Here is a 14,933-nt window from a genome sequence, read left to right as displayed (position 1 = left end):
AGGCGCGCCCATTTCAGATGAAACCTGGCGTGAAGGGGCGCCGGCCCGTCAGAGCTGGTCGGTCGGTACGAACCAGGAGAACAGCAGCAGCTGAAGCCGCGTCAGCAGGCTGGAGTCGGGCTCGTCGTCCAGCATTTCATTGGTCTCGTCGCCTGTTCCCACCCATTGCACGTTCTTCCCGTCGGGTTTGAGGACCACGCGGTAGACGCCTTCCAGGTCGTCGAGAAGGTAGGCATAGATCACGGCCTGCGCGAGCTCGAAGCTGTGCACGCGCACGCCGAATTCGGTGTTGAGCCGCTCCGAGCGGGGGTCCAGGTTCATGGAGCCGAGCAGCACCCATTCGCGGTCGATCAGCGCCAGCTTGGCGTGCAGGCGCCCGCGGGCCTGCCGCAGCAGGCGGCGCAGCTGGTGGTTGCGCTTGAGCTGCTGGGTGCTGACTTCCAGCAGTTCCACGCCGAGCTGGAGCAGCGCGACCCGGTAGTTGTTGTAGTTGACGTTGACCAGCGGCTCGTCGCTGTCGGCGAGGGAGTTGGTGACGACGGTGATGCGGATGCCGCGCTCGCGCGCGGCGCGGATGCGTTCCATGCCCTGGTCGCCGGGGATGAAGTAGGGCGATACGACCAGCACCTGCGATTTCGCCATGGAGGTCATGCCGTAGAAGCGCTGCGCCAGCGTCTCGGTGCCGGGCTTGCGCGTGCCGAGCGCCTTGTTCGGGCTGTCGGCCACGGCATCGGCCTGCGCCCTGATCCAGTGCAGCTGGCCGCTCGCGAGCTGGTCGGCCAGGCGCGGTTCGCCGAGGATGTCGCTCTCCGCCGGCGCCTCGGGGCGGGGTGCATGGGCCGCGGAGGTGGCGCGTTCGAAGTCCGACGCCAGCTGGGCCGGGGGGGCCGCCGAGTACGTGATTCGCTGCAGGCGGTAGACCACGTCGCTGTTCCAGTAGCTGTCGAAGACGGCCGCCGACTGTGGGACCACGGGCCCGGCCATCAGCAGCTCGAAGTCGATGAAGTTCGCGCTCTCGCTGCGCAGGAAGTACTCGTCCGCCAGGTTGCGCCCGCCCGCGATCGCGATGGCGCCGTCCGCGATGAAGAGCTTGTTGTGCATCCGGTGGTTGAGTCGGTGGAAATCGGTGAAGAAGTCCAGCCATCGCGTCGCGCCGTGCTCGCGCCCGTTCATGAAGGGGTTGAAGAGGCGGACTTCGACATTCGGTTCGGCGGCCAGCGCGAGGAGCAGCGGGTCGAGTCCGGTCGTATAGAAGTCGTCGAGCAGCAGGCGCACACGCACGCCGCGCCGGGCGGCGTCGCGCAGTTCCCGCAGGATCAGGAGGCCGGTCTGGTCCTTGCCCAGCTGATAGGTCTGCAGGTCCAGCGATGCCTGCGCGCGGCGGATCAGTTCGAGCCTGGCATCCAGCGCAAAGCTGGCCTGCGGCATCGGCCGCAGCGCCGAAAGGCCATCCGGGACGGGGATGGACTGCGCGGCGATCCGGCCCAGTTCCGTTTGCGAAGATGCCGGGATCGCGAGCACCGGCGCTTCGGGCACGGGCGCGGGCAGGGGCACGCTGGCGCAGCCCGCCGTGAAGCAGGCAAGACCGATCGCAACGCGGCGCAGCAGCGAAAGAAGAGGATGGCGAAGATCGGGCATCGGTTGGTTGGCGGCAGCGGGACACGCGATGAAGCTGGAGGCGCGCCCGATGGTAGCCGCGCGCCGCTGACCCATGCAGTGTCGACAAGCACACTCATACGGCCTGAAGCGTCCCGGACGCCATAGGGTCTTGCCCGCCACAGCCGCCCGACGGGTCGTCGCAGAATCGCCGCGATGAGAACCTCCGCCGCCCTGGTCTGCCTGCTGCTCGCCGCTTCGTTCGCCGCTCATGCGCAGGATGCCAGGGACGCACCCACGCTGACGGAGATCACGGTCTCCACGCCCAGCGGGGTGGCGCCGGTCTTCGATGTTCCTGGGTCGGTGGACCGGGTCGAGGGTCCGGATATGCGCGACAGCCGGCTGGGCGTGCAGCTCTCCGAAAGCCTGGGGGCAGTGCCGGGCTTGCAGATTCAGAACCGCTACAACTTCGCGCAGGACCTGCAGATCTCCGTGCGCGGTTTCGGCGCCCGTTCGACTTTCGGGCTGCGCGGTGTGCGGCTCTATGTCGACGGCATTCCCGCCACGCTGCCCGACGGGCAGGGCCAGACCTCCAACATCGACATCGCGTCGGTGGACCACGTCGAGATCCTCCGTGGCCCCTTCTCCGCGCTCTATGGCAATTCGTCGGGCGGCGTGCTGCAGGTCTTCACCGAGGACGGGGAGGGCGACCCCAAGCTGGGCCTTTCGGCGGCGGGCGGCAGTTTCGGCACCTCCCGGACGGGCGCCAAGCTGGGCGGCTCCTCGGGCGCGGTCGACTACCTGCTGAGCGGGAACCACTTCGAAACCGATGGCTGGCGCGAGCACAGCGCGGCGCGGCGCGACATCGTCAACGGCAAGCTGGGCATCCAGCTGGACGACGGCAACAAGTTGTCGCTGGTCGTCAACAGCGTGCGCATCCGCGCGCAGGACCCGCTGGGCCTGACGGCCGGGCAATACGCGCTCGACCCGCGCAGCGCCCCGCTCGCCGCGCAGTTCGACACGCGCAAGACGGTCGACCAGACGCAGGCTGGGCTGCTGTACGAGCGCCGCATCAATGCCGACAACGCGCTTGCCCTGATGATCTACGGCGGAGAACGCAAGACCACGCAGTTCCAGTCGATCCCGCCGTCGGCGCAGCAAAGCCCGTTGAGTGCCGGCGGGGTGATCGGGCTGGTCAGGGACTATGGCGGCGTCGACCTGCGATGGAGCACGCGCTTCCAGCTGGCCGACCGACCCTTCGAACTCGTCACCGGCCTCGCCTACGATGACCTGCGCGAGCGCCGCACGGGCTTCCTGAATTACACCGGCTCGCTCGCCGCGCCCGTGCTGGGCGTGCAGGGTGCGCTGCGGCGCAACGAGCGCAATGACGTGCGCGACCTGGACCCCTACGCGCAGGGCACCTGGCGCCTGGCCGATCGCTGGACGCTGGAGGCGGGTGCGCGGCGCAGCTCCGTGCGCTTCAGCTCGGAGGACCACTACATCGTGGGCGCGAACGGCGACGACAGCGGCAGTGCGCGCTACAGCAAGACGCTGCCCGTGGCCTCGCTGCGCTACGAGGCCACGCGCGACCTGGCGCTCTATGCCTCGGCGGGCCGCGGTTTCGAGACGCCGACGCTCAATGAGCTCTCCTACCGCCCGGACGGCATCGGCGGGCTCAATTTCGCGCTGCAACCGTCGGTCAATACGAGCGTGGAGGCCGGTGCCAAGGCGCGGCTGGCCGGAGGATTGCTCACCGCGGCCTTGTTCCAGACCCGCACGCGCGACGAAATCGTGACCGACACCAACAGCAATGGGCGCGCCACCTTCCAGAATGCCGGCCGTACGCGGCGCGATGGCTTCGAACTGGGATGGCAGCACGAGAGCGCGGGCCACTGGCGCACCGAACTGGCCTACACGTGGCTGGATGCGAAATACCGCGACACCTTCTGTTCGCCTTCTTCGCCCTGCACCTTGGCCAATACCGTGCCGGTGGGCAACCGCATCCCGGGTATCGCCCGGCAGGCCTTGTTCATGGCTCTGGGCTGGGTGCCGCCCGAGGGCTGGCGTGCCGGGGCCGAACTGCGCGCGCTCGGAAGCATCGAGGCCAACGACCTCAACACTGTCAGCGCGCCAGGTTACGCGGTGGCCGCGCTGCACACCGCCTACGTCAAGCGTTGGGAGCGCTGGGAGTTCAATGCCTTCGCGCGCGTGGACAATCTCTTCGACCGGCGCTATGTCGGCTCGGTGATCGTCAACGAGAGCAACGGCCGCTTCTACGAACCCGCCCCCGGCCGGAACTGGACAGTCGGCGTGGGCGGGGCGTATCGCTTCTGATCAGAGGCCGGCGGCAGCGCGCAGCTTGGCGGCGTTGGCCGTGCTTTCCCAGGTGAATTCAGGCTCTTCGCGGCCGAAGTGGCCATAGGCGGCCGTCTTCTGGTAGATCGGACGCAGCAGGTCGAGCATCTGGATGATGCCCTTGGGCCGCAGGTCGAACTGCTCATTCACCAGCCTGGCGATCTGGTCGTCGGGGATCACGCCCGTGCCTTCGGTGTAGACGGTCACGTTCATCGGCCGCGCGACGCCGATCGCGTAGGCGACCTGGATCTGGCACTGGCGAGCGAGCCCGGCCGCGACGATGTTCTTGGCCACGTAGCGTGCCGCGTAGGCTGCCGAGCGGTCCACCTTGCTCGGGTCCTTGCCCGAGAACGCGCCGCCGCCGTGGGGGCAGGCGCCGCCGTAGGTGTCGACGATGATCTTGCGGCCCGTGAGCCCGCAGTCACCCTGCGGACCGCCGATGACGAAGCGGCCCGTCGGGTTGATCAGGTACTTGGTTTCCTTGAGCCATTCCTTGGGCAGCACCGGCTTGATGATTTCCTCGATGATGGCCTCGGTGAACGAGGCTTTCATCCGGGTCGGCGTCTCGCTCTGGTCGGGGTGGTGTTGCGTGGAGAGCACGACGGTGTCGATGCTGTGCGGCTTGCCGTCCACATAGCGCATCGTGACCTGGCTCTTGGCGTCCGGGCGCAGGAAGGGCAGACGGCCGTCCTTGCGCAACTGGGCCTGGCGCTCGACGAGGCGGTGTGCGTAGTAGATGGGCGCGGGCATCAGCTCGGGCGTTTCGTCGCATGCGTAGCCGAACATCAGGCCCTGGTCGCCGGCGCCGGTGTTGAGGTGGTCGTCGCTGGCGTGATCCACGCCCTGGGCGATGTCGTTGGACTGCTTGTCGTAGCAGACCATCACCGCGCACCCCTTGTAGTCGATGCCGTATTCGGTGTTGTCGTAGCCGATGCGCTTGATGGTGTCGCGCGCGACCTGGATGTAGTCGACATGCGCGTTGGTCGTGATCTCGCCGGCGAGCACCACGAGGCCGGTGTTGGTCAGCGTCTCGGCGGCCACGCGGGAGCGGGGATCCTGCGCAAAGATCGCGTCCAGGATCGCGTCGGAGATCTGGTCGGCAACCTTGTCGGGGTGGCCTTCGGAAACGGATTCGGAAGTGAAGAGAAAGTCGTTCGCCATGTCGTTAAAACTCCGTGCTGGTCAATTGGCGCGTTGCCAACCCGCTTGGAGTCTTGGCGAACGCTTTAGCAGTCATGTTTAATGTCGCCCTGCAAGTAGTTCCATAACTCAGCGACAATTTGCATTCTATTCGAGCCGCGCTACCCTGCGCGCGCGTCCTGGTTGAACTCCTCCATGTATCGATGATTGCTCTGTTCCGTTTGCTTGCCCGTGCGCCGCTGCCTGTGATGCATGCGGTCGGGGGATGCCTGGGTTGGCTGGTCTGGTGGCTGGCGCCGGATTACCGCAGGCGCTTCAAGGAGAATGCCGAGAGCGCCGGCTTCACCCCGGCCCAATACCGGCCGGCCATCGCCGCCGCCGGCGCCATGGCGGCCGAACTCCCCTGGTTGTGGGCGCGGCCGCATGGCGAGAGCGTGCTGCCGCGCATCGTTCGCTGGGAGGGCGCCGAGGCGTTCGAGGCGGCCCTGGCGGCGCGCAAGGGCGTGATCATCATCTCGCCGCACCTCGGGTGCTGGGAGATCCTGGCGCAGGCGCTTGGAGAGCGCTATTTCACGTCCTACGGCCCGATCACGGCCTTGTTCAGGCCTGCCCGCAAGAAGTGGATGGCGGAGCTGATCGTCGGGTCGCGCGACCGCGTCGGCCTCCAGACCTTGCCGACCAGCGTGGCCGGGGTGCGTGGCCTGATACGCGCGCTGCGCGCGGGCGGCTATACGGGGATCATGCCCGACCAGGTGCCGCCCCTGGGGCAGGGAGTCTGGGCTCCGTTCTTCGGCCGGCCGGCCTACACGATGACGCTGTTGTCGCGTCTCGCCCAGCAGACCGGGGCGCGGGTGTTTCTCAGCCTGTGCGAGCGGTTGCCGCGCGGCAAGGGCTATGTGATCCACATCGAGCCTTTCGACGGTACGGCATTGAACGATCCGAAGGCCACGCCTGAAGCTGCCGCAAGGGCCATGAACGAAGGCATCGAGAGCCTGATCCGCCGACTGCCGGGCCAGTACGTCTGGGACTATGCGCGTTACAAGCAGCCTCGCGGCGACGCACCGGCAAGGGCTGTGACATGAGCCTTACCTCCAGGCTCGGGATCGGCCTCATGCGCGTGCTGGCGCACGTGCCGCTGCCGCTGGTGCGCGGCTTCGGTGTCGTGCTCGGTCGCGTGCTGCATGTCGTGGCGGTTTCGCGGCGGCGCGTGGTCGACGCCAATCTGGCCATGTGTTTTCCGGACAAGTCGCCGGCCGAGCGGCGCCGCATCGCGCGAGCGACCTTCGTCTATGTGGGGCAGTCGTGGCTGGACCGTGGCTGGCTCTGGCATGCGCCACGGGCACTCGTGGCCCGACGGCTCAAGGTCTACGGCGCGACCCGCGAGATCGAGGAAATCGCCCACGGCCATGAGCCGATGATCCTGTTCGTTCCGCATTTCTACGGCCTCGATGCGGCGGGCACCGCCGTGACCATGCGCACTGCGCGACCCACGACCACGATCTACACCACCCAGCGTGATCCGATGGTGGACGCGTGGATCCGCGAGGGCCGCACGCGCTTCGACAATGGCAATCTGACGACGCTGAGCCGGACTGACAATGTCAAGCCGATCGTCGCGGGGCTGCGCAAAGGCGGTCTGCTGATCTTGCTGCCCGACATGGATTTCGGGCGCGAACAGACGGTCTTCGTGCCGTTCTACGGGGTCCCTGCGGCCACGCTACCGTCGTTGTCGCGCTTCGCCCGCATCGGGCGGGCCAAGGTGGTGCCGGTCTTGTCGAAGCTGACGAAAGATGGCTACGAGATCGAGGTGCTGCCGGCCTGGGAGAACTTCCCCAGCGAGGACGCGGTGGCGGACGCCGCCTTGATGAATGAGCGCCTGCAGGGCTACATCGACGCGATGCCTTCGCAGTATTACTGGGTCCACCGCCGCTTCAAGACGCGCCCCGAGGGCGAGCCGCCGGTGTACTGAAGCGGCGGGCTGCGCCGCCCCCTCGCAGCCGGCCCTAGCGAGCTCGCTTCAGGAAGGCCTCGATCTCGCTTGCGACGAACCGGGGCTGCTCATGCACCAGCCAGTGCGTGGCGCCGGCGACCGTCTTGATTTCGAGCTTCGGCACGTAGTCTTCCAGACCTTCGAGCAGGCCCGGGAGCAGCGCCGCATCATCGAGCGCCCACAGCACGAAGGTGGGCGCGTCGACCGTGAGCCGCTCGCGCGGCAAGGTCGGAATCTCGGGCGCCGGTTGGCCAGGCAGCGCCGGCTTCATGGGCGTCACGCGGTAGAGGTTGCATGCGCCGGTGAGGCCGGCGTTCCACACTTCGCGGTACTTGGCCTTGACCTCGTCGGTCAACCAGCCGAAGCCGTCGGGCCCCGCCTTCATCAGCGTGAAGAAGGTCCACATGCGCTTGAAGTCGTCCGCGGCCAGGAGGGCTTCGGCGCCCGGCTTGGCCAGGAAGTTCATATAGGCGCTCGCCGCCTGCTGCGCGGGATTGTTCCGCAACTCTCGCGCGAAGGTGCCCGGATGCGGCGAGTTGATGATGACCAGCTTGCCCAGCTTGCCCAGCTTGCCCAGCTTGTCCGCATGCTGGTTGGCGTAGCCCCAGCCGAAGGCGCCGCCCCAGTCGTGCGCGATCAAGGCCTCGATGCGGCCCTGGGCGTTCTCGCTGGCGGCGAGTTGGGCGACATCCTGCAGGAGCAGGTGCGCGCGGTAGGCAGACACTTCAGTGGGTGAACTGGATTTCTCGAAGCCGCGCAGGTTCGGCGCGACGCAGCGATAGGCGCCGTGCTCGGCCTTCGCGAAGTGCTCAAGCAGTTCGTCCCAGATGAACGCGGCTTCGGGGAAGCCATGCAGGAACACCATCAAGGGCCGGCCCGGCTCGCCGGCGGCGCGGCAACTGAGGGTGGTGCCGTTGGGCAGCGTGCGGGCGAAAGTCTCGATCACGGCTTGTCTCCTTCGATCGTTCTTCGGGGCGGCGGGGCGCCGCCTTGCCTGTCGTTTCTTCTACTGCTCTTCGTCGGCCGGCTGTTCGGGAGTCTTCGCAGGCTGCGCGTCCTCGGGATGCGCCCAGCGCCACAGCAGTTCGGCCGCCTCGTCGACGCCCTGCTGTTTCAGGGCCGAGAAGAGTTTGACCTCACCGCCGCCGGCCTGCAGTCGCGCAATCGACAGGGCCTTTGCACCGTCCGAACGCGTGAGCTTGTCGGACTTGGTCAACAGCACCAGGAACTTGAGGCCCTGTTCCACCCGCGGCCTGATGACCTCGAGCAGGATGTCGTCGAGTTCCGTGAGGCCGTGGCGCGGGTCGCACATCAGCACCACCCCGCGCAGGTTCTCGCGTGTCATCAGGTAGTTGCCCATCACGCGCTGCCAGCGCAGCTTGGCCTCTTTCGGCACGGCCGCGTATCCGTAGCCGGGCAGGTCGGCCAGCACGGCGTCGTCGGTCTTCTGCTTGCCGACGCCGAACAGATTGATGTGCTGGGTGCGGCCCGGCGTCTTGGAGGCGAAGGCGAGCCGTGTCTGCTGCGTCAGCGTGTTGATGGCGGTCGACTTGCCCGCGTTCGATCGCCCGACGAAGGCGATCTCGGGGAGGTCGAAGGCCGGAAGGTGTTCCAGCTGGGGTGCGCTCGTGAGGAAGTGGGCGGTGTGCAGCCAGCCCCGCGCCACGCGGGCGCGTTCAGCGGCGGCGGCGTCGACGACAGGGGCCGGGCGGGAGGAGTGTGCGGCCTGCTTGCGCGGCGGGGTGGTCATCGATGAGCTTTCGGAACGGGGCGCCATTGTAGAATCGCGGGGTTTTGCGCCATAAATCCAAGCCCCCGATATGAAGTTGTTTGCCCATTTTCTGCTTGCAGCCCTCTTGGGCGTCGCCGCCAGTGCCAGTTTCGCGGCTGACGAGCATGCGGGGGCGCCGGCCGCCGCCGCGCCCGCCAAGCCTGCCAAGCCCGACCCTGCCAAGGGCGACACGGTCTTCAATGCGACGCCGGCCAACAGCCAGAGCTGTGCGTCCTGCCACAGCGCTGATGGCAATTCGTCCATCGCGACCAATCCCAAGCTGGCGCAGCAGCACCCCGAATACATCCTCAAGCAATTGCAGGACTTCAAGTCCGGCAAGCGCAAGAGCGCCATCATGAAGCCGATGGCTTCCGCCCTCTCCGACGAGGACATGCGCAACATCGCCTGGTTCGTCGGTTCGAAGAAGGCCAAGACCGGCTTCTCGAAGGAGAAGGACCTGGTCGCGCTCGGCGAGAAGATCTACCGCGGCGGCATCGCCGACCGGCAGATCCCGGCCTGCGCAGGCTGCCACAGCCCGGACGGTGCCGGCATACCGGCGCAGTATCCGCGACTCGGCGGGCAGCACGCCGACTACACCTCCGCGCAGCTCGTCGCGTTTCGTGACGGCGTGCGCCTGAACAGCATCCCGATGACAGGCGTCGCAGCCAAGCTCAATGACCGCGAAATCAAGGCCGTGGCCGACTACATTGCCGGTTTGCGCTGAATCCGAGCGGTTGAGCTTGAACTAACCGCCGATAAAAAACCCCAAACAGGGCGGGCCGATCCAGCGAGGATGGCCCGCCTTTTTGCTTTCCAACGGTTCGCCATTCATGTCAGTTTCCACTCACGGTCTTCGAGTCCGGCGCGGTCCCCAGGTGGTCCGCGCGGCGGTGGAGCTGTTTTCATCAATGCGGTTCGCCATCGCGTTGCTCACGGTCATCTGCATTGCCTCGATCATCGGGACCGTGCTGAAGCAGCACGAGCCGATCAACAACTACATCAACCAGTTCGGGCCGTTCTGGGCGGAGGTGTTTCGCGCGGCCCGGCTCGATTCGATCTATAGCGCCTGGTGGTTTCTGCTGATCCTCGGCTTTCTCGTGATCAGCACGTCGCTGTGCATCGCGCGCAACACGCCGCGCATCTTCAGCGACCTGAAGACCTTCAAGGAAGGCATACGGGTGCAGAGCCTGCGTGCTTTTGGGCAGCGCGCCGAAGCCGTGCTCCATGAAAGGCCCGATACCGCCGCCAATCGCATCGGCCAGTTGCTGGCGACCGGCGGCTGGAAGGTCAAGCTCCAGCATCGCGACGGTGACGGGTGGATGGTGGCGGCGCGCGCGGGAGGGGCTCACAAGCTCGGATACATCGCGGCGCACAGCGCGATCGTGCTGGTCTGCCTCGGCGGCCTGCTGGACGGCGACCTGGTGGTGCGCGCCCAGACCTGGTTCAACGGCAAGAGCATCTACACCGGGGGTGGGATGATTGCGGACGTCCCGGCACAGTATCGGCTGTCGCCGAACAACCCGACCTTTCGCGGCAACATCCTGGTGCCCGAAGGCGGACAATCGAGCGTCGCGATACTGAACCAGGCCGATGGCGTGCTGCTGCAGGATCTGCCGTTCTCGATCGAACTCAAGAAGTTCATCGTCGACTACTACTCGACCGGCATGCCCAAGCTGTTCGCGAGCGAAGTGGTGCTGCACGATCGGGAAACCGGCAAGGAGATTCCGGCGCGCATCGAGGTGAATCATCCGTTCAGCTACAGGGGCGTCGAAATCTACCAGTCGAGCTTCGATGACGGCGGCTCCAGCGTGAAGCTGAAGGCTGTTCCGATGGCCTCGGCGGCGAAGCCCTTCGAGCTCGACGGCACCATCGGCGGCAGCTCGGAAATCACCAACGGCTCGCAGCGGCTCACACTCGAATACTCCGCGCTGCGCGTGATCAACGTCGAGAACTTCGGCGACGAGGGCAAAGGCGCAATGAGCAGCGGTGCCGACGTGCGCAAGGTCGACCTGCGCGCCGGGCTCGAGTCGCGGCTGGGTGCGGCCAACAAGACCGACAAGCCGAAGACGCTGCGCAACATCGGCCCCAGCATCGGCTACAAGCTGCGCGATGCGGCGGGACAGGCGCGCGAATATCAGAACTACATGGTCCCGGTCGACATGGGAGACGGGCAGCCGGTCTTCCTGCTGGGGGTGCGGGAACGTCCGGAAGATCCCTTCCGCTATCTGCGTGTTCCCGCCGATGACCAGGGGTCGATGGAAGGATTCGTGCGCATGCGCGCGGCCCTGGCCGACGACGCAATACGTGCGCAAGCCATCGAGCGCTATATCGCGCGCGCCGCTGACCCCTTGCGGCCGCAATTGGCCGACCAGCTGCGCACTTCCGCCACGCGCGCGCTCGCGCTGTTCGCCGGCACCGAGCGCGCCAAGGCCGATGCGGTGACCGCGGGCGGCTGGCAGGCCATCGCCGAGTTCATGGAGGCGAACGTGCCCGAGTCCGAACGCGAGCGCGCCGGGGCGGTTCTGGTGCGCATCCTCAACGATGTGCTGTTCGATGTGCTGAACCTGAGCCGCGAAAAGGCAGGCCTGGCTGATCTGCCCGCCGACGAGAAATCACAGGGCTTCCTTACCCAGGCGGTGCTCGCCATCAGCGACGCCCATTTCTACCCCGCGCCAGTGGCCATGATGCTGACGGACTTCAAGCAGGTCCAGGCCAGCGTGTTCCAGGTTGCGCGAGCGCCTGGCAAGAGCGTGGTCTATCTCGGCTGCCTGTTGCTGATCACAGGCATTTTTGCAATGCTCTACGTGCGTGAACGCAGGCTTTGGATCTGGCTCGCGAAGGACGACAGTCTCTCCGACAGCACCGCAGCCACCATGGCCTTCTCGGTCAATCGCAAGACCATCGACAGCGACCGCGAATTCGAGCACCTGAAAGACAAGTTGCTCGCCATCAGCAAGGATAGGGCCTCATGAACACCACCACCCTCACGCTCAACGACAGCTGGCGCCAGCGTCGCAATACCTTCGATTGGGTGTTCGCCGTGCTCGTTCTGGCCGGAGGGGTCTTCGCCTTCTCGCGCTATGCGGGGTCGATGGACTACTACGAGAAGACCATCCTCACGGTGGCAATGCCCGCGGCGATCTGGCTCGGCTGGTTCTGGCGGCCCCTGCGCGTGCTGGCGATCGTCGTTGCCTGCGCGGCCTTGCTCGGGATCGCTTCCTACCAGGGTGATCTGGCGCGCGCCGACACTGTCTTCCAGCTGAAGTACTTCCTGTCGAGCCAGTCAGCCATTCTCTGGATGAGCGTGCTCATCTTCATGAGCACGCTGTTCTACTGGTTCGGCTTCTTCGGCGGCAAGCAGGCCGACGCCATGGACCTCATCGGCTCGCGGCTTGCCTGGGCGGCCGTCACGATGGCACTCATCGGCACGATGGTTCGCTGGTATGAAAGCCACCTGCTCGGACCCGATATCGGGCACATCCCCGTCAGCAATCTCTACGAAGTCTTCGTCCTCTTCAGCTGGCTGACCACCACCTTCTATCTCTATTTCGAATCGCGCTACGGCACGCGTGCCCTCGGCGCCTTCGTGATGCTGATGGTCAGCGCCGCGGTCGGCTTCCTGCTCTGGTACACCTTGGTGCGCGACGCCCAGGAGATCCAGCCGTTGGTGCCCGCCTTGCAAAGCTGGTGGATGAAGCTGCATGTGCCCGCGAACTTCATCGGTTACGGCACCTTCTCGCTCGCGGCGATGGTCGCCTTTGCCTACCTCATCAAGGAGCAGGCGACCGAGACGCGCTGGTACAAGCTCACGCCGATGTGGCTGTTGGGCATAGCGCTGTGCTTTGTGCCGGTGGCCTTCCGCCAGCGCGTGCAGGAAGCAGGCGGGAGCTACTGGGTCGTCTATGCGGGGATTTCGGCGCTGATTGCGGCGGGTATCCTGCTGGGGCGCAAGCGCATCGCCGCGCGCCTGCCCGCCAATGAGGTTCTGGACGATGTGATGTACAAGTCCATCACGGTGGGCTTCGCATTCTTCACCATCGCGACCGTTCTCGGCGCCCTCTGGGCTGCTGATGCCTGGGGCGGCTACTGGAGCTGGGACCCCAAGGAAACCTGGGCGCTCATCGTCTGGCTCAACTATGCGGCCTGGCTGCACATGCGGCTCGTCAAGGGCCTGCGGGGCACCGTGGCTGCGTGGTGGGCCCTTGGTGGTCTGGCCGTGACCACCTTCGCTTTTCTTGGCGTCAACATGTTCCTGAGCGGGTTGCACAGCTACGGAACCTTGTAGCTTCGGGTTTTCTGGTGGGGTGGTTGCGGGAATATTGAAACCGCACGCGTTCCTGGTGCGTAACCGAATCAGCGTTGGCGACGAACTCATCTGAGCAACGCATCCAGGCGAAAGGCAAGAACCATGTCGATTCATTCCCGCCAGCATCTCTTTAAGAGTGGCTTCCTTCACCCCCTTTCGAGCGAGATCACGCCGCGCGCCGCCTACGAAGGCCGCCGCGACATGCTCAAATTGCTTGCCAGCGGCGTCGCGGGTGCGGCGATGGCTTCGTGGGCGGCGCGTGACGCCCAGGCCCAGGCCGCCGCACCTGGCAAGCTGGCGCCGTTGAAGGGAGCCAAGTCCGCGGTTCCTGGTGCGCAGACCATGGAGAAGCTCACCGAATATAAGGACGCCACCAGCTACAACAACTACTATGAATTCGGTACCGACAAGGGAGACCCGGTCAAGAATGCGGGCACGCTGAAGACCAGCCCATGGACCGTCGAGGTGGAGGGTCTGGTCAAGAAGCCGGGCAAGTACGGCATCGAAGACCTGATCAAGCTCAGCGCGCAGGAAGAGCGCATCTACAGGCTGCGTTGCGTCGAAGGCTGGTCGATGGTCATCCCGTGGGTGGGCTATTCGCTATCCGAACTCATCAAGAAGGTCGAGCCACAGGGCAGCGCCAAGTACGTGGAGTTCGTGACGCTGGCGGATCCCAAGACCATGCCCTTCGTCGGTTCGCGCATCCTCGACTGGCCCTACACCGAAGGTCTGCGCATGGACGAGGCCATGCATCCGCTCACGCTGCTGACATTCGGGATGTACGGCGAGGTCCTGCCCAATCAGAACGGCGCGCCGGTGCGCGTCGTGGTGCCGTGGAAGTACGGCTTCAAGAGTGCCAAATCGATCGTCAAGATCCGCTTCGTGGAGAAGGAGCCGGGTACTGCCTGGAACAAGGCTGCCGCGCAGGAGTACGGGTTCTATTCCAACGTGAATCCGAACGTCGACCATCCGCGCTGGAGCCAGGCGACGGAGCGCCGCATCGGCGATGGCGGCGGCTTGTTCGCCAAGCGCGCCAAGACCTTGATGTTCAACGGCTACGAAGCGCAGGTCGGCCAGCTCTATGCGGGCATGGACTTGAAGAAGAACTACTGAGCCCGTCGTGAACAAGTTCCTGATGCACCCGGCCGTCAAGCCGGTGGTGTTCGTGCTGTGCCTGCTGCCGTTTGCATGGCTGGTCTACGGCGCATTCACCGACGGCCTGGGCGCCAACCCGGCGGAGTATCTGATCCGTTCGACCGGTGACTGGACGCTGCGCTTCATCTGCATCGTCCTCGCCGTCACGCCGTTGCGGGTGATCAGCAACACCAATGCGCTCGCGCGCTATCGCAGGATGCTTGGCTTGTTCGCCTATTTCTATGTGGTCGTCCACTTGCTGAGCTACAGCTGGTTCGACATGGACTTCGACATCGCGGAAATCGCCAAGGACATTGCCAAACGGCCATTCATCCTGGTGGGCTTCTCTGCATTCGTGCTGCTCACGCCCCTTGCCGCGACTTCGTTCAATCGCGCCATCAAGGCGCTGGGGGCGAAGCGCTGGCAGATGCTCCACAAGCTCGTCTACGTGATCGCCGGCCTGGGCTTGCTGCACTTCTTCTGGATGCGTGCGGGCAAGAACAACTTCGCGGAGGTGTTCCTCTATGCCGCGATCATCGCTGTGCTCCTTGGATGGCGCATCTGGAACTCCGCGGGCAAGAAGAAGGGCCTGCAGCCCGCGCGCGCCGTGCGGACGCAACTCACGAAGTGAGCGCGTCACA

12 protein-coding genes are annotated in these 14,933 nt (G+C 65.7%); 8 read left to right on the top strand and 4 right to left on the bottom strand.

Annotation, left to right across the window (positions count from 1 at the left end; genetic code table 11):
* Window positions 1–48: 48 nt before the first annotated feature.
* Window positions 49–1,638: a phospholipase D family protein gene (locus AC1DNF_RS06200; protein ID WP_478147671.1), complete on the bottom strand. Its 1,590-nt coding sequence runs from the start codon at window positions 1,636–1,638 to the stop codon at window positions 49–51.
* A 174-nt stretch (window positions 1,639–1,812) separates the two neighbouring features.
* On the opposite strand from AC1DNF_RS06200, the gene AC1DNF_RS06195 reads away from it, so the two are divergent.
* Window positions 1,813–3,930 (top strand): TonB-dependent receptor domain-containing protein, encoded by a 2,118-nt coding sequence (locus AC1DNF_RS06195; RefSeq protein ID WP_478147670.1) that lies wholly within the window; start codon window positions 1,813–1,815, stop codon window positions 3,928–3,930.
* Here the strand turns inward: AC1DNF_RS06195 and metK are convergent, their stop codons facing one another.
* Window positions 3,931–5,112, bottom strand: coding sequence for a methionine adenosyltransferase (gene metK / locus AC1DNF_RS06190; RefSeq protein WP_478147669.1), 1,182 nt, complete (start codon window positions 5,110–5,112; stop codon window positions 3,931–3,933).
* A 158-nt stretch (window positions 5,113–5,270) separates the two neighbouring features.
* Between metK and AC1DNF_RS06185 the strand changes: the two genes are divergently transcribed.
* Both AC1DNF_RS06185 and AC1DNF_RS06180 read left to right on the top strand, forming a co-directional pair.
* Window positions 5,271–6,173, top strand: a complete 903-nt coding sequence (locus AC1DNF_RS06185; protein ID WP_478147791.1) for a lysophospholipid acyltransferase family protein — start codon at window positions 5,271–5,273, stop codon at window positions 6,171–6,173.
* The gene (locus AC1DNF_RS06180; protein WP_478147668.1) at window positions 6,170–7,060 is read left to right on the top strand and encodes an LpxL/LpxP family acyltransferase; all 891 of its coding nucleotides are present in this window, start codon (window positions 6,170–6,172) and stop codon (window positions 7,058–7,060) included. Before AC1DNF_RS06185 ends, AC1DNF_RS06180 begins: the two co-directional genes overlap by 4 nt.
* A 34-nt stretch (window positions 7,061–7,094) precedes the next feature.
* On the opposite strand, the gene AC1DNF_RS06175 is transcribed toward AC1DNF_RS06180, so the two are convergent.
* Window positions 7,095–8,027, bottom strand: coding sequence for an alpha/beta fold hydrolase (locus AC1DNF_RS06175; protein ID WP_478147667.1), 933 nt, complete (start codon window positions 8,025–8,027; stop codon window positions 7,095–7,097).
* A 60-nt stretch (window positions 8,028–8,087) separates the two neighbouring features.
* Window positions 8,088–8,831: a ribosome biogenesis GTP-binding protein YihA/YsxC gene (yihA, locus tag AC1DNF_RS06170; RefSeq protein ID WP_478147666.1), complete on the bottom strand. Its 744-nt coding sequence runs from the start codon at window positions 8,829–8,831 to the stop codon at window positions 8,088–8,090.
* A 70-nt stretch (window positions 8,832–8,901) separates the two neighbouring features.
* Between yihA and AC1DNF_RS06165 the strand changes: the two genes are divergently transcribed.
* The 5 genes from AC1DNF_RS06165 to AC1DNF_RS06145 all read left to right on the top strand — a co-directional run bounded on the left by AC1DNF_RS06165 (window position 8,902) and on the right by AC1DNF_RS06145 (window position 14,923).
* Window positions 8,902–9,576 carry a c-type cytochrome gene (locus AC1DNF_RS06165; RefSeq protein ID WP_478147665.1) on the top strand — a complete coding sequence of 225 codons (675 nt, stop codon included), beginning with the start codon at window positions 8,902–8,904 and terminating at the stop codon, window positions 9,574–9,576.
* A 106-nt stretch (window positions 9,577–9,682) separates the two neighbouring features.
* Entirely contained in the window at window positions 9,683–11,824 is a 2,142-nt protein-coding gene (locus AC1DNF_RS06160) for a cytochrome c biogenesis protein ResB (protein WP_478147664.1), read from the top strand.
* Complete coding sequence (gene ccsB / locus AC1DNF_RS06155; protein ID WP_478147663.1) at window positions 11,821–13,137, top strand: c-type cytochrome biogenesis protein CcsB; 1,317 nt, start codon at window positions 11,821–11,823, stop codon at window positions 13,135–13,137. The genes AC1DNF_RS06160 and ccsB overlap by 4 nt, the downstream gene beginning before the upstream one ends.
* A 123-nt stretch (window positions 13,138–13,260) precedes the next feature.
* Complete coding sequence (gene msrP / locus AC1DNF_RS06150) at window positions 13,261–14,271, top strand: protein-methionine-sulfoxide reductase catalytic subunit MsrP (protein WP_478147662.1); 1,011 nt, start codon at window positions 13,261–13,263, stop codon at window positions 14,269–14,271.
* A gap of 7 nt (window positions 14,272–14,278) precedes the next feature.
* Entirely contained in the window at window positions 14,279–14,923 is a 645-nt protein-coding gene (locus AC1DNF_RS06145) for a protein-methionine-sulfoxide reductase heme-binding subunit MsrQ (RefSeq protein WP_478147661.1), read from the top strand.
* Window positions 14,924–14,933: the final 10 nt, after the last annotated feature.

The sequence above is a fragment of the Variovorax sp. 01T432 genome (assembly GCF_056398605.1).
Note: the sequence above shows the minus strand (reverse complement) of the source record. Positions and strands in the feature narration are given on the sequence as shown.

Bases quoted from the DNA above. Each gene is read 5' to 3' on its own strand.
- metK (WP_478147669.1), bottom strand. From the start codon at position 5,112: ATGGCGAACGACTTTCTCTTCACTTCCGAATCCGTTTCCGAAGGCCAC.
- AC1DNF_RS06195 (WP_478147670.1), top strand. From the start codon at position 1,813: ATGAGAACCTCCGCCGCCCTGGTCTGCCTGCTGCTCGCCGCTTCGTTC.
- ccsB (WP_478147663.1), top strand. From the start codon at position 11,821: ATGAACACCACCACCCTCACGCTCAACGACAGCTGGCGCCAGCGTCGC.
- msrP (WP_478147662.1), top strand. From the start codon at position 13,261: ATGTCGATTCATTCCCGCCAGCATCTCTTTAAGAGTGGCTTCCTTCAC.
- AC1DNF_RS06160 (WP_478147664.1), top strand. From the start codon at position 9,683: ATGTCAGTTTCCACTCACGGTCTTCGAGTCCGGCGCGGTCCCCAGGTG.
- yihA (WP_478147666.1), bottom strand. From the start codon at position 8,831: ATGACCACCCCGCCGCGCAAGCAGGCCGCACACTCCTCCCGCCCGGCC.
- AC1DNF_RS06200 (WP_478147671.1), bottom strand. From the start codon at position 1,638: ATGCCCGATCTTCGCCATCCTCTTCTTTCGCTGCTGCGCCGCGTTGCG.
- AC1DNF_RS06180 (WP_478147668.1), top strand. From the start codon at position 6,170: ATGAGCCTTACCTCCAGGCTCGGGATCGGCCTCATGCGCGTGCTGGCG.
- AC1DNF_RS06165 (WP_478147665.1), top strand. From the start codon at position 8,902: ATGAAGTTGTTTGCCCATTTTCTGCTTGCAGCCCTCTTGGGCGTCGCC.